Source organism: Bradyrhizobium sp. CCBAU 11361, from assembly GCF_028128935.1.
GTDB classification, from domain to species: domain Bacteria; phylum Pseudomonadota; class Alphaproteobacteria; order Rhizobiales; family Xanthobacteraceae; genus Bradyrhizobium; species Bradyrhizobium niftali.
The window spans coordinates 24,216-42,066 of record NZ_LBJZ01000192.1 but is presented as its reverse complement, the minus strand read 5'-3'; the positions used below and the strand labels follow the sequence as shown (position 1 = coordinate 42,066).

The following is a 17,851-nucleotide window of genomic DNA, read 5'->3' as shown; positions in this document are numbered from 1 at the left end:
CTCGGACGCCGAACCAGCGCTAAGCAAATTCGCGCAGGAGCCGGATCACGCCGTCCTGCTGCTCGGAGGTGATTTCGGCGAAGATCGGCAGCGACAGGATGCTCTTCTGATCCCGGCACGCATGCGGAAATTGCTCCGCCGTGTGGCCGAATCGCGCATAGGCCTGAAGCAGCGGCAGCGCGGTCGGATAATTGATCGCAGTCTGCACCCCGTTGGCATTGAGGTGCGCCGCCAGCGCATCGCGGCGCGGATGCCTGATGGTATACAGGTGATAGACGTGATCGCGGCCCGGTGCGACCTGCGGTACGCTCACCCCCTCGATCTGATTGAGGCCTGCATCGTAGATCGCGGCCGCGCGTTGCCGTGCCTCGGTCCAGGCCGCGAGATGCGGGAGTTTTGCAGAGAGGATCGCGGCCTGCATGCCATCGAGCCGGCTGTTCACGCCCTCGATCTCGTGCTGATGCTTCACAAGGCCACCATGGCGCGCGAGCCTCGTCATGTGCTCGGCAAGCGCAGCGTCGTTGGTTACGACGGCGCCTGCATCACCCATCGCACCGAGATTCTTGCCCGGATAGAACGAATAGGTCGCCGCCGCGCCGAATGTCCCGACCATCTGCCCCTTGTAGCGCGCCAGGTGGGCCTGGGCGCAGTCCTCGATAACCCACAATGCATGCTTGTTCGCGATCGCCATGATCGCGTCCATGTCGGCGGGCTGACCGTAGAGATGCACGGGGATGATGCCGACGGTGCGCGGCGTAATCGCGGCCTCGATCGCCGTGGGATCGATGGTGAACGTCACGCCGTCGGTATCGCAGAACTTCACCGTTGCGCCGGCGTGGGTGATCATCGCCGAGGTCGAGATCCAGGAATGTGCCGTCGTGATGACCTCATCGCCAGGCCTCACCTTCAGCGCGGCCATCGCAAGGTAGAGCGCATCCGTCCCGTTGGCGCAGGAGACGCAATGCTTGACGGACGCAGCCTTGGCGAAGTCGTGCTCGAACGCATCGACAAAGGGGCCGCGGATGAAGGCATTGTCACGGATGACGGCCGCAATTGCCGCGTCGATCTCGGCCTTGATGTTCTGGTACTGGAGCTGGAGATCAGCGAAGGGAACCGCCATTCGTCACTTCCGCAAGGTTAATAGCCGCGCCGGATTACCGGCATAGGTTCCGGCCATGGTGATATCCTTCGTCACCACCGAACCCGCGCCGATCACGACATCATCCACGATTGTGACCGGCATGATCGTCGCATTCGAGCCGATCGATACCCGGCTGCCGATTCTTGTCTCGCGCCACAGTTCCTTACGACCGCGCGCCGGCCCTCCCCTCGCAAAAGTGTCGTTGATGAACATTACGCCGTGACCGACGAAGCAGTCCTCGCCGATGCTGACGAGCTCGCAGACAAAACTATGCGACTGCACGCGCGTGCGGGCGCCGATGACGACATCCTTCTGGATCTCGGTAAACGGTCCGATGAAGCAACCGTCGCCGATCGTGCAACCGTAGAGATTGCAGGGTTCGACCACCTTGACTCCGACGCCGAAGCTGACGTTGCGTATCCCGACCTGGTGGAGCTCGGGGCCGCTCACGAGGCAATGCCCAAACGACTACGGCGAGGCACGAAGTGAAGTGGCACCTCCTGCCCGGTCTCGATGGATTCGTAGAGCGCGGAGATCAGCTCCAGGCTCTTGCGGCCCTGCAGTCCGTCGACCAGAGCCGCGCCACGGTCGGCGAGACACTCGACAACGTGCTCATAATAGGCCTGGTGGCCGAAGCCGTAGACGTTCGGCGGATTGACCGAAAACCTTTCGATCACCTCCTTGTCCGACGGCAGCTCGTTGACGAAGCGCCAATGGCGGATCTGATTCATGGCGAAGCCGCCGACCTCCACGGTTCCCTTCTCGCCCAGGATCGAGAGCGAGCCTTCGAGATCGGCTGGACGCACCGCGGTCGTCGCCTCGATGATCCCCAGCGCCCCACTGCGAAACTTCAGCGTTGCAACCGCGGTGTCCTCGGTCTCTATCTTCACCAACGCGGTGCTGCTGCGCGCATGAACGCTGACGACGTCGCCGAAGAACCACTCCAGCATGTCGATGTGATGGCTGGCCTGATTGGTGAGCACGCCGCCGTCCTGTGCCCAAGTGCCGCGCCAGGCGTCCTGATCGTAGTAGGCTTGGTCGCGGCACCAGCGCACACGGACCGTGCCGAGCACGAGCTTGCCGAACCGGCCGGCATCGAGCGCCTCGCGCGCTTTGACGATCGGCACATTGAAGCGGTTCTGCTTGACGACGAAGAGCTTTACACCGGCCTCGTCGCAGGCGCGGATCATGTCGTCGGCGTCCTGCAGCCGCAGCGCCATCGGCTTTTCGACCACAACATGCTTGCCCGCCCGCGCGCAGGCAATCGCATGCTGCGGATGCAGCCCACTCGGCGTCAGCACGGCAACGGCGTCGATATCGTTACGCGCGAGCATCGCGTCGAGATTGTCGTACGCTGACACCTTGAATTTCGAAGCGATCACATCCGCCCGCGCGCGATCCGAATCGCACACCGCGACAAGACGCGCGCCGTCGATATGGTTGCCGCCCAAAAGGTCGGCGTGCCGCTTGGCAATGCGCCCGCACCCGAGCAGGCCGAACCTGATCATGAGACCTCGATCCTCTCTGTGGGCGGGCTCGTAACGAGAGGTTCTGAGCGCACCGGTCAGGCTGACCTATATTAACAAAAGCCTGAACAAATCAAGGCTTTAGACCGTGCAAAATCCCGTTTCGGGCACGCTTGGGACATTGCGTGCATTGTTCGGATGGGATATCCGAACCGCTACATGGGACTCCCTACGGACATCATGGATCAGAAGGCCGCGGACGGACTTCGTTTGCGCGGCAGCGATCGCGGCGTGGCACTTCTCATCCTGTGCCATCTGGCCCTGGGCTGCATCTCGCTGATCTGCGTCGCGCAGGTATACCCTGCGTACCACATTCTCTTCGGCTACGAGACGCTGCCCGCGGCGGTCGCCACGGTTGCCGCGTTCGCCGTCCTGACCGTCCTGTTCGCCCGCGCCCCGTTCAGCTTCGGCTATTTTGCCGGCTACTACCTCTTCGTCATGATTGCCGGCTATCTCTGGCTGAACAGCTTCTCCGAGTTCGGCTACAACCATCGCCTGAGCGGCCTCTCGGCGGCAGCCTCCGCGGTGGCGTTCCTGCTGCCTGCGCTCTACCGGCCGTCCCTGCCGCGATTGCTGACATTTTCCCCGCAGGCTTTCGAGCGGCTATTGGGCGGCATCGTGCTGATCGGGGCCGCCGCCGCGGCAGTCGGAGCTTATTACAATTTCAGGCTGGTCTCGCTTGGAGACATCTACACATATCGCGAGGCTCTGACCGCACCAACATTGGTGAACTACCTGGTCGGAATCACGACGACGACGCTCCTGCCGTTCGCGTTCGCATGCTACGCAATCCGCGGAAGCCGCTGGCGGGCCGGCACCATCCTCATCCTGCTGCTGCTGTTCTATCCGGTCACGTTGAGCAAGCAGGCCTTCTTCACCCCCGCCTGGCTCGTCCTCATGTTGGCGGCGACGAGGCTCCTGGCTTTGCGGCTCACCGTCATCCTGTCCTTGCTGGTCCCGACCGCAGCGGGCGTCATCCTGCTCGGCCTATACAAGTACGGCCTGTTTCCGGAACGGTTCGCGATGTCCGTCTTCCAGCTTGTGAACCTCCGCATGATGGCGATCCCGTCGCTTGCGATGGATTATTACAGCGAGTTCTTCTTCACGCATGATCTGACCCACTTCTGCCAGATCAGCCTTTTGAAACCCCTTATGTCTTGCGCCTACCAACAGCCGCTCGCAGTTGTCATTTACAACTCGTTCGGCATCGGCGGCTACATGAACGCGTCACTCTTCGCGACCGAAGGGGTCGCATCGGTCGGCCCGTTGTATGCTCCAATCTCGGCACTTGTCTGCGGCATCGTCATCGCTATCGCCAACGGGATGTCCGCCGGCGTGTCCCAGCGCACCATTCTGGTATCTGGGGCGCTGTTGCCTCAGACACTGATGAATGTTCCCTTCACGACGGTGATGCTGACGCACGGGGCGGCACTGCTGTTCCTCCTCTGGTACGTGATGCCGCGCGACCTCCCCAAACAAGAGCACTAAGACGGTGCGCATCCTCATCCTCAACGCCGACTATCCGCGTTTCCTGGCGTGGCTGTACCGCCGCGCGCCGAATCTTGCCGGCGCGCCTTACGCAACGCAGATGGCGGCGCGGAACGCCAGCCTGTTCGGCGTCGCCGATTTCTACTCGCGCAATTTCGCCGGCCTCGGGCACACAGCCGCCGACATCCATGTCAACAATCCCTGGATGCGGGCAGCCTGGGCACGCGAGCATGGCCTTGCCGTCACCGAGCCGCCGCCGCCCGGCGCGCCGGCCGCGCGCGATGCCGTTCCTGGCTGGCTGCAACGCGCGGTCGCGCCATTCAAGCCGATGCTGAGACCGCTCGCGCGCAAGGTCGGCCTCAGCCCGCGTCTCGACGCGGAAGCCGAAACTATCCTGCTGGCGCAGATCGAGGACTTCAAACCCGATCTCGTCCTCAACCAGGATCTGTTTCACGTCGACACGCGCCTTGCGCGCCGGATCAAGCAGATCGGCCGCCCAATCCTGATCGGCCAGGTCGGCATCGTTCCTTCGCGCGGCGAGGACTGGTCGGCCTACGACCTGATGATCTCGCAGCTTCTCAGTGTCGTTCATTCCTTCCGCAATGCCGGCGTCAGATCCGAGGTGGTTCATCTGGCCTTCGAGCCTGATATCCTTAACGTTCTACCGCCTGCGCCCGAACGCAGCATCGACATCTCCTTCGTCGGCGCCGTGTCGGCAGATCACCAGCAACGGGTGGCACAACTCGAAGCGGTGGCTCGGAAATACGATCTGAAGCTCTTCGGCAGCGGCCTGCACACCCTCCCGGCCTCCTCGCCGCTGCACCGCTGCTACCAGGGCGAGGTCTGGGGCGTGGAGATGTACCAGGCGCTGCGCGCCTCGCGCGTCACGCTCAACTCGCACATCGACATGGCCGGCCGCGAGGCCGGCAATGCGCGGCTGTTCGAAGCGACCGGCGTCGGCGCCTTCCTGCTCACCGATTTCAAGGACAACCTGGATACGCTGTTCGCGCCCGAACGCGAGGTCGCGGCATGGCGCACGGTCGAGGACTGCCTTGCGCAGATCGAACGCTATCTCGCCGACGACGCGGCGCGCCTGTCCATTGCGAAGGCCGGCCAGGCCAGGACCTTTGCGGCCCATACCTTCCGCCGGCGCGTCGAGGAGATCCTGGCCTTCGTCGCTTAAATCCCCGCCGGCCGGTGCGACGATTGCCATCTTCCGTCCGCCCTTGACGGTCCCGGCCAAAATGGCCAAAGTGCGCAGCGATACAGCTATGTCACTCTAATTACAGCGCTTTTTGTCGAGGCCCAGGATGGAACACGTCGAACATGTTCGATTCGGCGACCAGCTCTACGCGATCATCGTGCGCGCCTCGTTCCGCGAGCCGGGTATCCATTTCTTCTCGTCGCCGGAACTGTCGCAGCAGCTCGCCTATATGAGCCATCCGAAGGGCAAGAGCATCGAGCCGCATCGCCACAACAAGGTGACGCGTGAGGTGCACTACACCCAGGAAGCCCTCCTGATCCAGAAGGGCAAGCTCCAGGTCGACTTCTACACCGTCGAGGAGAACTATCTCGAAAGCCGCGTGCTCGGTGCCGGCGACATCATCCTGCTCTGCAGCGGCGCCCACGGCTTCCACGTGCTCGAACCGCTCGAGATGTTCGAGATCAAGCAGGGTCCTTATTCCGGCGAAGACGACAAGACGCGGTTTGCCGAAGTCTCCCGGTCCGAAATCCGGATCAAGGGCCCTGGCCAGTGATCGCGCCGTTCATTCCCGTCAACACGCCGCTGCTCGACGGCAACGAGGCCGACTATCTCGCCGAATGTATCCGGACCGGATGGATCTCGTCGGAAGGACCGTTCATCAAGCGCTTCGAGCAGGCGATGGCCGAGGTTGCGGGGCGGCGCCATGGCCTCGCGGTGACCAACGGCTCCGTCGCACTCGACATCGCCGTTCATGCGCTCGGGCTCGAGCAAGGTTCGGAGGTCATCATCCCGACCTTCACGATCATCAGCTGCGCCGCCGCCCTGGTACGAGCGGGCCTCGTGCCGGTCGGGGTCGACTGCGATGCCGCGACCTGGAACATGACGGCTGACGGCGTCGAAGCCGCAATCACGCCGCGCACGCGCGCGATCATGCTGGTTCACATCTACGGCCTGCCGGTCGATCTCGATCCGATCCTGGCGCTCGCACGCAAGCACGATCTGAAAGTGATCGAGGACGCCGCCGAGATGCACGGCCAGACCTATCGTGGCGCGCCCTGCGGCGGCTTCGGCGACGTCTCGACCTTCAGCTTCTATCCCAACAAGCACGTCACGACCGGTGAAGGCGGCATGATCCTCACCGACGACGACGCGCTCGCCGACCGCCTGCAGGGCCTGCGCAATCTCTGCTTCCAGCCGCAGCAGCGTTTCGTCCACGAGGAGCTCGGCTGGAACGCGCGCATGACCAACCTCCAGGCCGCGCTCGGCGTCGCCCAGGTCGAGCGCCTGCCGCGCACGGTCGAGATCAAGCGCCGGATCGGCCGGCTTTATGACGAGCATCTTGCGGGCCTCAACCGCATCCGCCGCCCGGTTGCCCGCACCGGCTATGCCGACAACATCTACTGGGTCTACGGCATCGTGCTGAACGAGGACGTGCCGTTCGACGCCAAGGAAGCGATGCGCCGCCTCGGCGAAAAAGGCATCGGGACGCGGCCGTTCTTCTGGTGCATGCACGAGCAGCCGGTGTTGCGCCGGATGGGACTGATGCTCGCCGAATCCCATCCGAACGCGGAATACATCGCCCGCCGCGGTTTTTACCTGCCGAGCGGCCTTGCCTTGACCGACGACGAGATCGCGCGCTCCGCACAGGCGCTGAAGGAGATTCTGGCGTGACGGTGTTCGCCGAATACGCGCCCTGGTACGACCTCCTCTACCGGGACAAAGATTATGCGGCGGAGACGGCATTCGTCGAGGCGCGCCTGCGCGACCACGGCGCCACCTCGGGCAGGTTGCTCGATCTCGGCTGCGGCACCGGCCTGCATGCGCTCGCCTTCGCGCGCGACGGCTGGACCGTTGCCGGCATCGATCTCAGCCACGAGATGATCGCGAGTGCCAAGGCCCGCGCCGAGCAGGCCGGCCTTTCGATTCCGTTCCGGCAGGGCGATGCCCGTGAAGCCGGTCCCGAGCGCGGCTTCGACGCGGTGGTGTCGCTGTTCCACGTTGCGAGCTACCAGACCAGCCGCGATGCGCTGGCGGCCATGTTTCGCACCGCGCACGCCGCATTGAAGCCCGGCGGCGTGTTCTTCTTCGACTATTGGTACGGCGGCGCCGTGCTGGCGCAGGGCGTCGAGACCAGGGTCAAGGTGATCGAGCAGAAGCCGCTGCGACTCACCCGCATCGCGCAATCCGACCACGACGAGCAGGCCGCGACCGTCACCGTGAACTACACGTTGTTCTGCGAGGACACGGATCGCGCCACGATCCGGCGCGTCGAGGAAGCGCACCACCTGCGCTACTGGTTTCCGTTCGAGATCGATGCGGCGCTCGAGGCGAGCGGCTTTCGGCCCGCCGTCCACGCCGCCTGGCTGACACAGGACGCACCGCACACGAAGAGCTGGGCCGCCTACGCGGTCGCCAGAAAGAGCGGCACGCCGTGAAACGCTATCACGTGGGCATTTTCCTCGAGCTCCCGCTCGACGTCGGGGGTGGCTTCCAGCAGTCGCTCACCGACATCATGTGGATGCGCGACTGGGCCAAGACCGCGGATATCGACGTCACCGTGTTCACGACGCTGTCCGACAACGTCGCGATCCTCGCTGATCTCGGCATCAACAGCGTGTATCTGAAGCTGAGTTGGCTCGACCGCCTGTTCCTGTTCCTCAAATATTGGGGACCGTTCGACCTCTTGCAGTACGCCATGCACGTCTGCGCGCCGTTCGAGAAAAAGCTGAGCAAGGCCGGCGTCGACATCGTCTATTTCACGACCACGTCTAACTGGAATCTGGTGCTCTACAAACTGCCGTTCATGATCACGATTTTCGACGGCTGCTTCCGCGATAGCCCCGAATTCGACGAGGTGCGCGAATTCGCCCAGTTCGAGCGGCGCGACATGGTGTGGCGCAGCGCCGCCACCAAGGCGGCGGTGGTCATCACCAATGCCGACGAACTAGTCGACATGCTGTGCCGGCGCTACGCGATGGAGCGCGGTCATGCCGTCTGCATCCCGTTCTCGCCGTCGCTCTACGTGGCGCGGTCAGGCGCGACCGGTGAAGCCGAGGACGCCGCGATCCTGAAGAAGTACGGCATCGAGCCCGGCTATCTATTCTATCCGGCGCAATTCTGGTCGCACAAGAACCATGCGACCATTCTACTTGCGATGCGCCTGCTGAGGGATCAGGGCGAGAAGCACACGCTGGTGCTCTGCGGCTCAGATCCCGGCGCCCGCGCAGCGTTCGAGGCACTGGTTGCGCAGCATGGTCTCGGCGATTCGGTGCGCATGCTCGGCTTCGTTCCCTCCGCGGAGCTCGGCGCCCTTTATCGCGGCGCCAACGCGCTTGTCATGGCCACCTATTTCGGCCCGACCAATCTGCCGCCGCTGGAGGCGTGGGCTGTCGGCACGCCGGTGATCTATCCGGAAGCCTTCAAGGCGCAGGCCGGCGATGCGGCGGCCCTGTTCGACTACGACGATCCGGCCTCGCTCGCCAAGGCCATTGTCAAGATCCGTTCGGCCGAAGAACGCACCCGCCTCGCCATCGCGGGCAAGCAAAGGCTTGCCCACTTCGGCGAGCAGATCGAGGAAGGGCATCGGCAGCTCGCCCGGCACCTGATGCGGTTGAGATATCGCCGTTACCCTCAGATCTACTGATATCCGGGCAACGCTGGCGCTTTCAGTTCGGCACGGCAGCCAGCACGCGGCCGCGCACGCGCTCCATCAGCAACGGGCTCGCCATAGCGGCAACAGCAACGAGCCAGATCGCGCACTCCGCGAGGAAGCGTTGCGGCCCCGTTCCGGGCACCGTGACGTGGATCGCCAGTCCAAGCCCCCACCCGCCGAATATGATCGCTACCATCACCGCGATCAGGGCCAGCATGTGGCGGAGCGGTTGGGCGAGCGTCTGGTGCATGATCACCAGCGTCAGGATTCCGACCTGGGTCAGGAGGTCGCTCGCCACGATCGCGATTGCGGCGCCGAGCGGGCCGAGCCGGGGGATCAGCGAGGCCGAGAGGATCAGGAAGGTGATCAGCTGCAGCCCCTTGGTCCGGACCAGGAGATCGCCGCGATTGCTGTGATTGGCGAAGACGAACGCCATCAGCGAGGGCGCGACGACGGCGGAGCCGAGCAACAGCGTCACGGTGAGCGTGGCATCGTTAGGAATACTGCCATGCGTCCACAGTGCGAAGAAATCCGACCAGAACGGCAACAGGCCCGCGACGATCAGGCTGGCGATGGCGGTGACGAGCATCGACCCATGGGCATAGAGGCCGCGTAGCCGCACCTTGTCACCGATCGCATAATCGTGGCCGAGCTCCGCGCCGATCGGCAGCGTAATCTGGATGCAGACGCCTCTCACGAAGCTCGCGATCACACGGATCAGGCCCCATTGCGCCACCGCCACGCGATCGGCGACCATCGCGCTGACCAGCAGCATCGGTGCGTTGACGAGCGCGAGCTCGGTAAGGTTGGCAATGGAGAACGGAAAGGCGAGCCCGAACTGCCCGGCGCTCCAGCGCCAGGATGGCGATGCTGCCGATCGGTTCCGGCGCAAGAACGGCAACTGGCGCGGCGCGTCATATACAATCAGGAACAGCGCGGACAGGACCTGCGCCGAGACGTAGGCGATCGCGACCGTCAGCAGGCTGCCGAACCAGGCGATCGCGACGAGCTGCCCGACCTGCCCGAGCAGCAAGGCGACGTTTTGCGACCACACGGCCCGTCCGTATTTTCCGCGCGCGCGATAGAGGCCGGAGACTAGATTGGCGGGCAATGCGAGCAGCGTGCCGACGGTCATCACGAGCATCGCGGTGTCGAAGGTCGGCGTCATCTGAAATCCAAGCACCGATGCTGGCGGAAAAAGCTCGATACTCAGGAACAAAACCGCTCCCAGTGCCAACACAACCCGCACATAGATCTGCAGCATGCCCGCGAAATAGCTCGACGTCCTTCCATCACAATCGACGCAGGACTTAAAGGCAAGAAATCGATTGAGCGCCCGGGCCTGTAGCCCGGCATCGGCGACGACCAAAAGGGAGCTGGCCGAGTAAATGACAAGCCAAGCCGCCAGCATGTCGATGGCCCAAAAATGCAAGAACGCGGGAATCAGGAGAAGCTGCTGAGTCAAGCCAAGCAGGATCTGAACCATGCTCGCGGACCAGCCGTGGATGAGCCGATGAAGACGGCCAGTCATGTTCACTTGCTTCTCGGCTAGAGCTCATGCCAACGACCCAACTTAAGAGCCGTTAGTCGACGAGCTTTTGAGCAATGGAGATCCAACTATTCGTTGTATCCATTAACGACATCGACGACTTCAAGTAAGATGGAAGTGGTCCATCGAATCGACAAACCTAACCGAAGGACCGGTATCGGTATGTTCGATCGCCTCGATTGATTTCAGGACAGACTCCACGACACTCTTTGGGAATGCGTCCTGCGCGACATCGAAGAGTAACGTGAAGTCCCCAGACGCGGGCTCGCCCCTGATCGCGCCTCCTCCCTCCGGGAGCGCTGCTCGAAAAGCGAAAGAGTCGCCGACCACCCCTTGACCAGCGCCGGCTGCGGCAATCGACCCGTCCCCATTCAGATCCTGATGGAGGACCGATTCATACGATTGTAGCTTTGCACTCGTGCCTGAAACAACGCCAGTAAGGCTGGAGACGTAATTTCCGTTGTTGTCGGCACTCCACACCACGTACTGGTCGGCGCTGCCGTTCTTCCAAACAATGTCGTAGCCCGATCCCGTCTGCTCCGCACCGATTGGCACATAAGACCCGCACTGTCCAACCGTGATCGCAGCACCTCCAGACTTGAGCGTGAGGCTCGCGCCGCCCGTGTCGAGGTGATAGTTGGATCCAACCTGCGAAAGCGTGGTCGAGCCAGCTGACTCGATCACGGCGGTGGTCGCCGCTACCCCAACAGTCCCGTCACCGTTCAGATCCTGATGCAGAACGCTTTCATACGATTGCAGTGCCGCACTCGCGCCTGAAACGATGCCTGTCAGGCTGGAGACGTAATTTCCGTTGTTGTCCGCAGCCCACACCACGTATTGGTCGGCGCTGCCGTTCTTCCAAACAATGTCATAGCCAGATCCCGTCTGCTCCGCACCGATCGGTACATAAGTCCCACACTGTCCAATCGTGATCGCTGCACCTCCAGACTTGAGCGTGAGGCTCGCACCGCCCGTGGTGAGATAATAGTTGGATCCAACCTGCGAAAGCGTGGTCGAGCCAGCTGACTCGATCGCGGCGGTGGTCGCCGCTACGCCAACAGTCCCGTCACCGTTCAGATCCTGATGCAGAACGCTTTCATACGATTGCAGCGTCGCACTCGCGCCTGAAACAATGCCGGTAAGGCTGGAGACGTAATTTCCATTGCTATCGGCACCCCACACCACGTATTGGTCGGCGCTGCCGTTTTTCCAAACAATGTCGTAGCCCGATCCCGTCTGCTCCGCACCGATTGGTACATAAGTTCCGCACTGTCCAACAGCGATCGCCGCACCTCCAGACTTGAGAATTGGGCCAGTGCCGGTCGAGATAAGATCTAAGTAGTAGTACCCGCCTTGTTGCACGAGTTCGGTGGAGCCAAAAGCCTCGATTACGACGGGCGCGCTATCAAGCGTCGTGCTTGAGACCGTGCCATCGGCAAACTGGAAATTTTCGACGCCGGTGACGGTATCGGTGCCATCGGGCGCGCCACTGCGCTGGTCGGTCACAGTGAACGTCTGGGTCGTCGCGTCGTACGAGACCAGATAGTTGGCCCGGCTGCCCGAATACACCGCAGTGTCGGTGCCCGAGCCGCCATTGATGGCGTCGTTGCCCGCGCCCCCCGTGATCGTGTCGTTGCCACCGCCGCCGTTCAGCGCGTTGGCGATCGCGTTGCCCACCAGCGTGTCGTTGCCGGCCCCGCCGATGACGTTGTCGATGTAGGAGCGCGCGTCGCCATTATAGAGATAGGCGTTGTAGACGTTGCCCGATGCGTAATGGCCATTGCCGAGATTGGCCAGCTGCACGGAGGAGAACACCGACGCCGCACCGGGATTGAGGTTGATGCTCAGGTTCGTCGTGTAGTTCGACAGGTCATAGGTATCGACGCCGCCGCCGTCCCAGACCGTCTCATAAATGCGATTGGCCGAGCCTCCGCCGCCGCCGCCCGGCGCGAGCTGCCCCACGCCGTTGATGAATTCCTGCCCGGTGGTCGGATTCCAGGTGTAGACCGTGTTGTTGCTCTGGGTCGTGTAGTCCGCGCCGTACATCGTCTGGAGCGCGAGGATATCGTTGGCCATATAGGTCTGCGAAAATCCGTACGCCTCATTGGTGTAGCCGGACGTGGTCGAGCCGCCGACATAGCTGCGATAGCTCATGACGGTGTATTCGCTGTCGTCGTGCGCGCTCGGCACAGCGACGTTGGCGACGCCGCCCGTTTCCTGGCTGTGCTTGAGGCCGAGGGCGTGGCCGAGCTCGTGCAGCGCGGTCGTGAAATAGTAATTGCCGAGCGCGGCAAGCGAGTAATTGTACTGAGTCCCGAACCAGATATCGCCGCCGGACGCGGAGTTGCCGGGGTAATAGGCGTAGGAGGTCGGATTGGCCGACGGTGACTGCGCGACCATGATGTCGGCGCCGTTCGTCCCTGCGTACTGGATATTGGCGTTGGTGTAGCCGAGGATCAGTCCGATCGCGTAGTTGATCGCCGCCTGCATCTGGCTCGGCGCCGAGGCAAAACCCGACGTGGTCGGCTCACTGTTGCCGCCGCCGTAGGGATTGGCGTAGTCGCTGGCCGAGTCCGGAAAGCTGTAGGTGATCGTGCCGGACCATTTGGCGCCCGAAAGCAGGCCGTCGATCTCGGCGTTGTTGGTGGCACTGGCGGTGACAGCGGTGGCCAATGGACTCTCCGGAGCTACCCGCGCGATTCGGGCGAAGGCGTGTGATTCTAGCTTCAGAGGTAAACGTTTGGCTTAAATTTGGCGCCTGCGTGCGGGCCCCTTCCATTAAATGTGCTAGCTTCAAACCCCGTAATCATACGGTCCAGGCCATTCCGTAGTCAAATGGGGCCGAGTACGGAATGCGAGTTCCGCATGCTTGATGATCTCCAGAGGAGAATCATGAAACTTGGCTCCTTCTCGGCCGGTCTCGTCGGCGTCCTCGCGGTGGTCGCCGGGCCGGATCACCTGTCCATCGGAGAACAGCCTGTCATGGTCGTGAAGGCCAACGCAGATGAAAACGGCAAGGACGGCGGCAAGGACCGCGGCAAGGCGGGCCGCGCCCCGTCCATGCCAATGGCGCGCGATCCTTCCGCCGCGGTGGCGGAGGAGTACGAAGCCGCCCGTCGGACGGGAACGCGGGAGGCGCTCGAGCTCTTCATTGCGCGCCACGGCGACGTCCCGCTGGCCGAGCAGGCGCGCGCCGAGCTGAAGCGCCTGCCGCGCTGATCCCTTTCACGCAGCGCAGCAAGCCGCGCCGGCCCAGCCCCCATCAGGCACTGCATTTCGACAGGCGGCATCCGCGTCGGCCCAGACTTGTCGCATGGGCGTTGGGCACTATGGTAGGCCCGCAATCTGTCCCGGAGCCCTTCAAGATGCCCTTTCCGCATGCCTCGGAAGCCCTGTCGCGCTTCACCGTGCTCGACCTGACCCGCGTCCGATCCGGGCCCACCTGCGTGCGGCAGCTCGCGGACTGGGGCGCCAACGTGATCAAGATCGACGCGCTGACTGAGGATACCGGCGGCGAGCAGCCGGGCGGGCCGCGGCGGGGCTCCGACTTCCAGAATTTGCACCGCAACAAGCGTGCGATGACGCTGAACCTGAAGGACGAGCGCGGGCTCGCCGTGTTCAAGCGGCTCGCCGCCAAGGCCGATGTCGTGGTCGAGAATTTCCGTCCCGACGTGAAGAAGAAGCTCGGCATCGACTATGACAGCATCGCCGCGATCAACCCGCGCATCGTCTATGGCAGCATCTCCGGCTTCGGCCAGGACGGCCCCTATCACAAGCGGCCAGGCTTCGATCAGATCGCGCAGGGCATGGGCGGGCTGATGTCGATCACCGGTGCGCCGGGCGAAGGCCCGATGCGGGCCGGCATTCCCGTCGCCGACCTCACCGCAGGCCTGTTCTGCGCCATGGGCATTCTCACGGCGCTGCTCGAGCGCGAGGTCTCGGGCAAGGGCCAGTGGGTGCAGACCTCGCTGCTCCAGGCCCAGATCTTCATGCTCGACTTCCAGGCCGCGCGCTGGCTGATGGAGAAGGAGGTCGCCGGGCAGGCCGGCAACAACCACCCGACCAGCATCCCGACCGGCGTGTTCAGGACCTCGGACGGCTACATCAACATCGCCACGACCGGCGGGCGGATCTGGGAGCGCTGCGCCCAGGCGATCGGTGCGCCGGAACTCTTTGGCCACCCCGACTATGCGACGGCCCCTGCCCGCTCCAAGAACCGCGACGCGCTCAACGCAGAGATCGAGAAGCGTACCGTGACGAAGTCGACCGAGACCTGGGTCCGGGAGTTCAACGAAGCCGGCGTTCCCTGCGGGCCGATCTACGCCATCGACCAGATGTTCGAGGACGCCCAGGTCAGGCATCTCGGCATCGCGCAGGACGTGCCGAACGACGAGGACCGCCACATCCGCCTGGTCGGCCAGCCCCTGACGCTGTCGCGCACGCCGAGCAAGATGGTGGCGCGGCCGCCGGAATTCGGCGAGCAGACCGACGAGGTGCTGAAGGAGTTCGGCTTCGGCCCCGACGAGATCGCGGAGCTGCGTCAGCGCAAGGTGGTGTGAAAGCGGCGTACGCAGTCGTCTAGATCTTGCGCAGGCCGTCGAAGCGCGTGTCGACATAGTGGCCGCCGGCATCGACAACCCGACAGAGCTCGCCGCCATCATGGTAGAGCAGAACGACCTTGGCTCCCGCCGCGAATTGTCCGGTCGGTGGTCCGCTCGGCGTGCCGCGCGAGGCATAGAATGGCTGCGATCTCGCCACCTCGTGGGTGAACTGGTTGGGCGGAGGCGAGATCAGACAGTCGGACAGGATCAATGACGAATCTGGAAGCACAATCGCTTCCGGTCGCTTCATACCCTCCATGATCCGGTTTCCCTGAATTCCAAGAGAAGCCTTGCTCGGCAGAGCATCGTTCAGCGGCGCGTTGGCCTAGGAGTCGAGACTCTCGTCGGGCAGCGTGATCGGGATCCGCGGGAGCACGATGCCTCTCGGCTTTTCATCATGCGCGGCGACAAGTCCTGCCTCAGCCATATGGAGATGATTGGGCAGGTGATACGGCTGCGCAACGTCCATGTTCACCTCATAGCCCAGATCCTGCAAGCTGGCGATCGTCAACCGGCTCATCGGATTGCCGCCTTCATTGACGAACCCGGTCATCAATTCCGCGCCGAAAACAGTGTCGCGCCAATGCGAATCCACCGTCCCTTCGCCACCCTTGTTTTCGACGGGAACGGGGAGCGGCGTCGCGGAGCCGCGGAGCTTGCCGTATTCGCGCATCGCGTTGGCACCGTGGAATGTCGGATTGTGCGTGCGGACGCCCTTCAACAATCTCTTGTTCGTCCAGATCGTTCCGATGCCGATCACATGCCCCATCTCGTGCGTGATGACGTCGTTCAGGGTGCCGTCGGCTTCCATGGCGGCGAGATCGGCAATGTCGAATTGCATGTCGCCCGTCGCCGGCAGGAACGCAGCCGCCCCCGCACTCTTCGGACGCAGGCGGTCCGGTCCCGCCTGGCCGAGAACATTTCCGGGCCCGTCAATGTCGGTGCCTTGCGCCGCGATACGAAGATTGTTGATCCTTTCGCCGCCAACCGTGACGTCGGGCAAGTCGCCCACGATGGCGTGGGTCCACCGGTTTGCCGCAAGCTTGAAAGCGGCCTTTTGCTTGGCGGTCAGTCCGCCCAGGAAATGAACTTCGATCGTGTAACCTCGGGCAGCGGCTGCGGCGGCAACCGCGTGCGAAATCTCGGCGCCCTTCTGGGCGCGATAACGTTCAATCGCCATAACATCCTCCAAAAAAGCAGATCAAATAAATTTCTATCTATGCTTGCATAGTGATCCCGATTAACGCCGCTGACAAGGGAGAGAAAGCGTCACAGGGCCTGACGGTTTTCACCTCCGGACGCACGAAAGCCCGGCGCGACCACCGGGCTTTCGACTCGCAGGCACGCTTTGCGAAACAGTCGCTCAGGTCCCGCTGAAGCGATAGTTCATACCGAAGCGCAGGATGTTGTCGATAACGTGCGAGCGATAGCCGACGACCAGCGGCGCGCCGCTGAGCGCGATCACGGGAGTTGCGAGCGTTCCCGACACCGTTCCAAGATCGACATAGAGATATTCGAGCCTGGCGCTCCAATTGTCGGCGAAGGCGCCTTCGATGCCGGCGCCCGCAGTCCAGCCGACCGTCGTCGTGCTGCTGCTGAAGCTCGCCGCAACAGGCGTGAACGTTCCGCCGTCGGCGCCCGGGAAGCCGCCGACATTGATCGCGCTCACGCTCCCTGCGGTGGAGACGCGGCCATAGGCGAGACCGCCGGTGCCGTAGAGCAGCACGCGCGGCGTCACGGCGACACCGAGACGGCCGCGGACGGTGCCGAACCAGTCCAGCTTCTGGGTGAGATCGAACGTAACAGGCAGCGCGGGATCGAACGTGTTGTCGCCGCGATGGCCCGGCGTGCAGACGCCGTCCTGCAAACCGGCCGGTGCGCCGGCGCACAGCGCGTCGAAACGGCCCTTCTCGCCGCTGCCCTGGAAGTCGGCCTCGAAGCCCGCCACGAACATCCCGCGCTGCCAGTTGTAGCCGATCTGTCCGCCACCGGTGACGCCGTTGAAATCGAACGAGCCGGCGCTCGAGCTCAGCGGCGCGCCGCCCCCGCTGTCGATGAAGTCGGCCGTGGTGGCCGAGCGGCCCCAGCCATAGCCGACATTGATGCCGGCGTAGAAGCCGCTCCAATTGTAGCCGGGATCGACGGCCGCCGGCGGCGCCTTGGTATGGATGTGCGGCACCGCCAGATCGGCGGCGAAGGCACGCGGTGCAAGCAGCATGGCGGTCGCCGCCGCGACCAGCAAAGTTCGTGTCATCAATCTTCCCTCGAGAAAATGGCGTTGCCTGTTCGCCTGCTCGCAAGAAGCGCGGGCGATTCAGTGCGGCGACACTAGGAAAGAGCGCATCGCTTCGCGTCCTGCGTTCGAACGTCGGTCGTTCAGGGGACGCGTGCAGCCGCTCGCGCGCGTGAGGCGCGCGCGGGCCAACCGGACAATCTCGAACTCGCTGCTATTTCAGCGCGGTTTGGCGGCGGGGATGAATCTTGGGGACGGACGCGAGGGCCTCGAAAGAGGCGCGGTACGCGCAGCTTCGACAATCCAATCAGGGCAGATCATGCTGCGGATGTGGCACGACCGCAACAAACGGACCGCGCTGTCCGATCGTCGGCCCGGCGCCATTTCCAAAAATCAGGACAGAAACGACAAAGCCCGGCGCGAGCCGGGCTTTGCTTCTTGTTGACGCCTTTGTTGA

Annotated in this window: 17 protein-coding genes; 9 read left to right on the top strand and 8 right to left on the bottom strand. The window is 63.3% G+C overall.

Annotation, left to right across the window (positions count from 1 at the left end; translation table 11 throughout):
- Window positions 1-19 precede the first annotated feature (19 nt).
- Genes XI08_RS32190 through XI08_RS32180 form a run of 3 tightly spaced genes read right to left on the bottom strand, consistent with a single transcriptional unit; the run spans window position 20 to window position 2,649 of the window.
- On the bottom strand, window positions 20-1,120 hold the full coding sequence (locus tag XI08_RS32190) for a DegT/DnrJ/EryC1/StrS family aminotransferase (protein ID WP_271577470.1): 1,101 nt from the start codon (window positions 1,118-1,120) through the stop codon (window positions 20-22).
- Between the two features lie 3 nt (window positions 1,121-1,123).
- The gene (locus tag XI08_RS32185) at window positions 1,124-1,591 is read right to left on the bottom strand and encodes an acyltransferase (RefSeq protein WP_271577469.1); all 468 of its coding nucleotides are present in this window, start codon (window positions 1,589-1,591) and stop codon (window positions 1,124-1,126) included.
- A complete protein-coding gene (locus tag XI08_RS32180; protein WP_271577468.1) occupies window positions 1,588-2,649 on the bottom strand; it encodes a Gfo/Idh/MocA family protein in 1,062 nt (353 codons plus the stop codon). Before XI08_RS32180 ends, XI08_RS32185 begins: the two co-directional genes overlap by 4 nt.
- A 198-nt stretch (window positions 2,650-2,847) precedes the next feature.
- Here XI08_RS32180 and XI08_RS32175 point away from each other — a divergent pair, with 198 nt between their 5' ends.
- From XI08_RS32175 to XI08_RS32150, 6 genes are all read left to right on the top strand, one after another.
- Window positions 2,848-4,155, top strand: a complete 1,308-nt coding sequence (locus XI08_RS32175; RefSeq protein WP_271577467.1) for a hypothetical protein — start codon at window positions 2,848-2,850, stop codon at window positions 4,153-4,155.
- Between the two features lie 4 nt (window positions 4,156-4,159).
- The gene (locus XI08_RS32170) at window positions 4,160-5,338 is read left to right on the top strand and encodes a CgeB family protein (RefSeq protein ID WP_271577466.1); all 1,179 of its coding nucleotides are present in this window, start codon (window positions 4,160-4,162) and stop codon (window positions 5,336-5,338) included.
- Window positions 5,339-5,465: 127 nt separating this feature from the next.
- Entirely contained in the window at window positions 5,466-5,912 is a 447-nt protein-coding gene (locus XI08_RS32165) for a hypothetical protein (protein ID WP_027545045.1), read from the top strand.
- Window positions 5,909-7,030 (top strand): DegT/DnrJ/EryC1/StrS family aminotransferase, encoded by a 1,122-nt coding sequence (locus XI08_RS32160; RefSeq protein WP_271577465.1) that lies wholly within the window; start codon window positions 5,909-5,911, stop codon window positions 7,028-7,030. Before XI08_RS32165 ends, XI08_RS32160 begins: the two co-directional genes overlap by 4 nt.
- The gene (locus XI08_RS32155; protein ID WP_271577464.1) at window positions 7,027-7,794 is read left to right on the top strand and encodes a class I SAM-dependent DNA methyltransferase; all 768 of its coding nucleotides are present in this window, start codon (window positions 7,027-7,029) and stop codon (window positions 7,792-7,794) included. The genes XI08_RS32160 and XI08_RS32155 overlap by 4 nt, the downstream gene beginning before the upstream one ends.
- Window positions 7,791-9,002 (top strand): glycosyltransferase, encoded by a 1,212-nt coding sequence (locus XI08_RS32150; protein ID WP_271577463.1) that lies wholly within the window; start codon window positions 7,791-7,793, stop codon window positions 9,000-9,002. Before XI08_RS32155 ends, XI08_RS32150 begins: the two co-directional genes overlap by 4 nt.
- 22 nt (window positions 9,003-9,024) lie before the next feature.
- Here XI08_RS32150 and XI08_RS32145 read toward each other — a convergent pair whose 3' ends face one another.
- On the bottom strand, window positions 9,025-10,179 hold the full coding sequence (locus XI08_RS32145) for a hypothetical protein (protein WP_271577462.1): 1,155 nt from the start codon (window positions 10,177-10,179) through the stop codon (window positions 9,025-9,027).
- 483 nt (window positions 10,180-10,662) lie between these two features.
- Window positions 10,663-13,233, bottom strand: a complete 2,571-nt coding sequence (locus tag XI08_RS32140; RefSeq protein ID WP_271577461.1) for a M10 family metallopeptidase C-terminal domain-containing protein — start codon at window positions 13,231-13,233, stop codon at window positions 10,663-10,665.
- A gap of 219 nt (window positions 13,234-13,452) precedes the next feature.
- On the opposite strand from XI08_RS32140, the gene XI08_RS32135 reads away from it, so the two are divergent.
- Both XI08_RS32135 and XI08_RS32130 read left to right on the top strand, forming a co-directional pair.
- Window positions 13,453-13,779 carry a hypothetical protein gene (locus XI08_RS32135; RefSeq protein WP_271577612.1) on the top strand — a complete coding sequence of 109 codons (327 nt, stop codon included), beginning with the start codon at window positions 13,453-13,455 and terminating at the stop codon, window positions 13,777-13,779.
- A 146-nt stretch (window positions 13,780-13,925) separates the two neighbouring features.
- A complete protein-coding gene (locus XI08_RS32130; protein ID WP_271577460.1) occupies window positions 13,926-15,119 on the top strand; it encodes a CaiB/BaiF CoA transferase family protein in 1,194 nt (397 codons plus the stop codon).
- Window positions 15,120-15,138: 19 nt separating this feature from the next.
- On the opposite strand, the gene XI08_RS32125 is transcribed toward XI08_RS32130, so the two are convergent.
- The 3 genes from XI08_RS32125 to XI08_RS32115 form a co-directional block, all read right to left on the bottom strand.
- Complete coding sequence (locus tag XI08_RS32125) at window positions 15,139-15,390, bottom strand: hypothetical protein (RefSeq protein ID WP_271577459.1); 252 nt, start codon at window positions 15,388-15,390, stop codon at window positions 15,139-15,141.
- Window positions 15,391-15,486: 96 nt separating this feature from the next.
- Window positions 15,487-16,341 carry a leishmanolysin-related zinc metalloendopeptidase gene (locus tag XI08_RS32120; RefSeq protein WP_271577458.1) on the bottom strand — a complete coding sequence of 285 codons (855 nt, stop codon included), beginning with the start codon at window positions 16,339-16,341 and terminating at the stop codon, window positions 15,487-15,489.
- 183 nt (window positions 16,342-16,524) lie between these two features.
- The gene (locus XI08_RS32115; RefSeq protein ID WP_271577457.1) at window positions 16,525-17,415 is read right to left on the bottom strand and encodes an outer membrane protein; all 891 of its coding nucleotides are present in this window, start codon (window positions 17,413-17,415) and stop codon (window positions 16,525-16,527) included.
- Here XI08_RS32115 and XI08_RS32110 point away from each other — a divergent pair.
- Window positions 17,378-17,839 (top strand): hypothetical protein, encoded by a 462-nt coding sequence (locus XI08_RS32110; RefSeq protein WP_271577456.1) that lies wholly within the window; start codon window positions 17,378-17,380, stop codon window positions 17,837-17,839. The genes XI08_RS32115 and XI08_RS32110 overlap by 38 nt on opposite strands.
- Window positions 17,840-17,851: the final 12 nt, after the last annotated feature.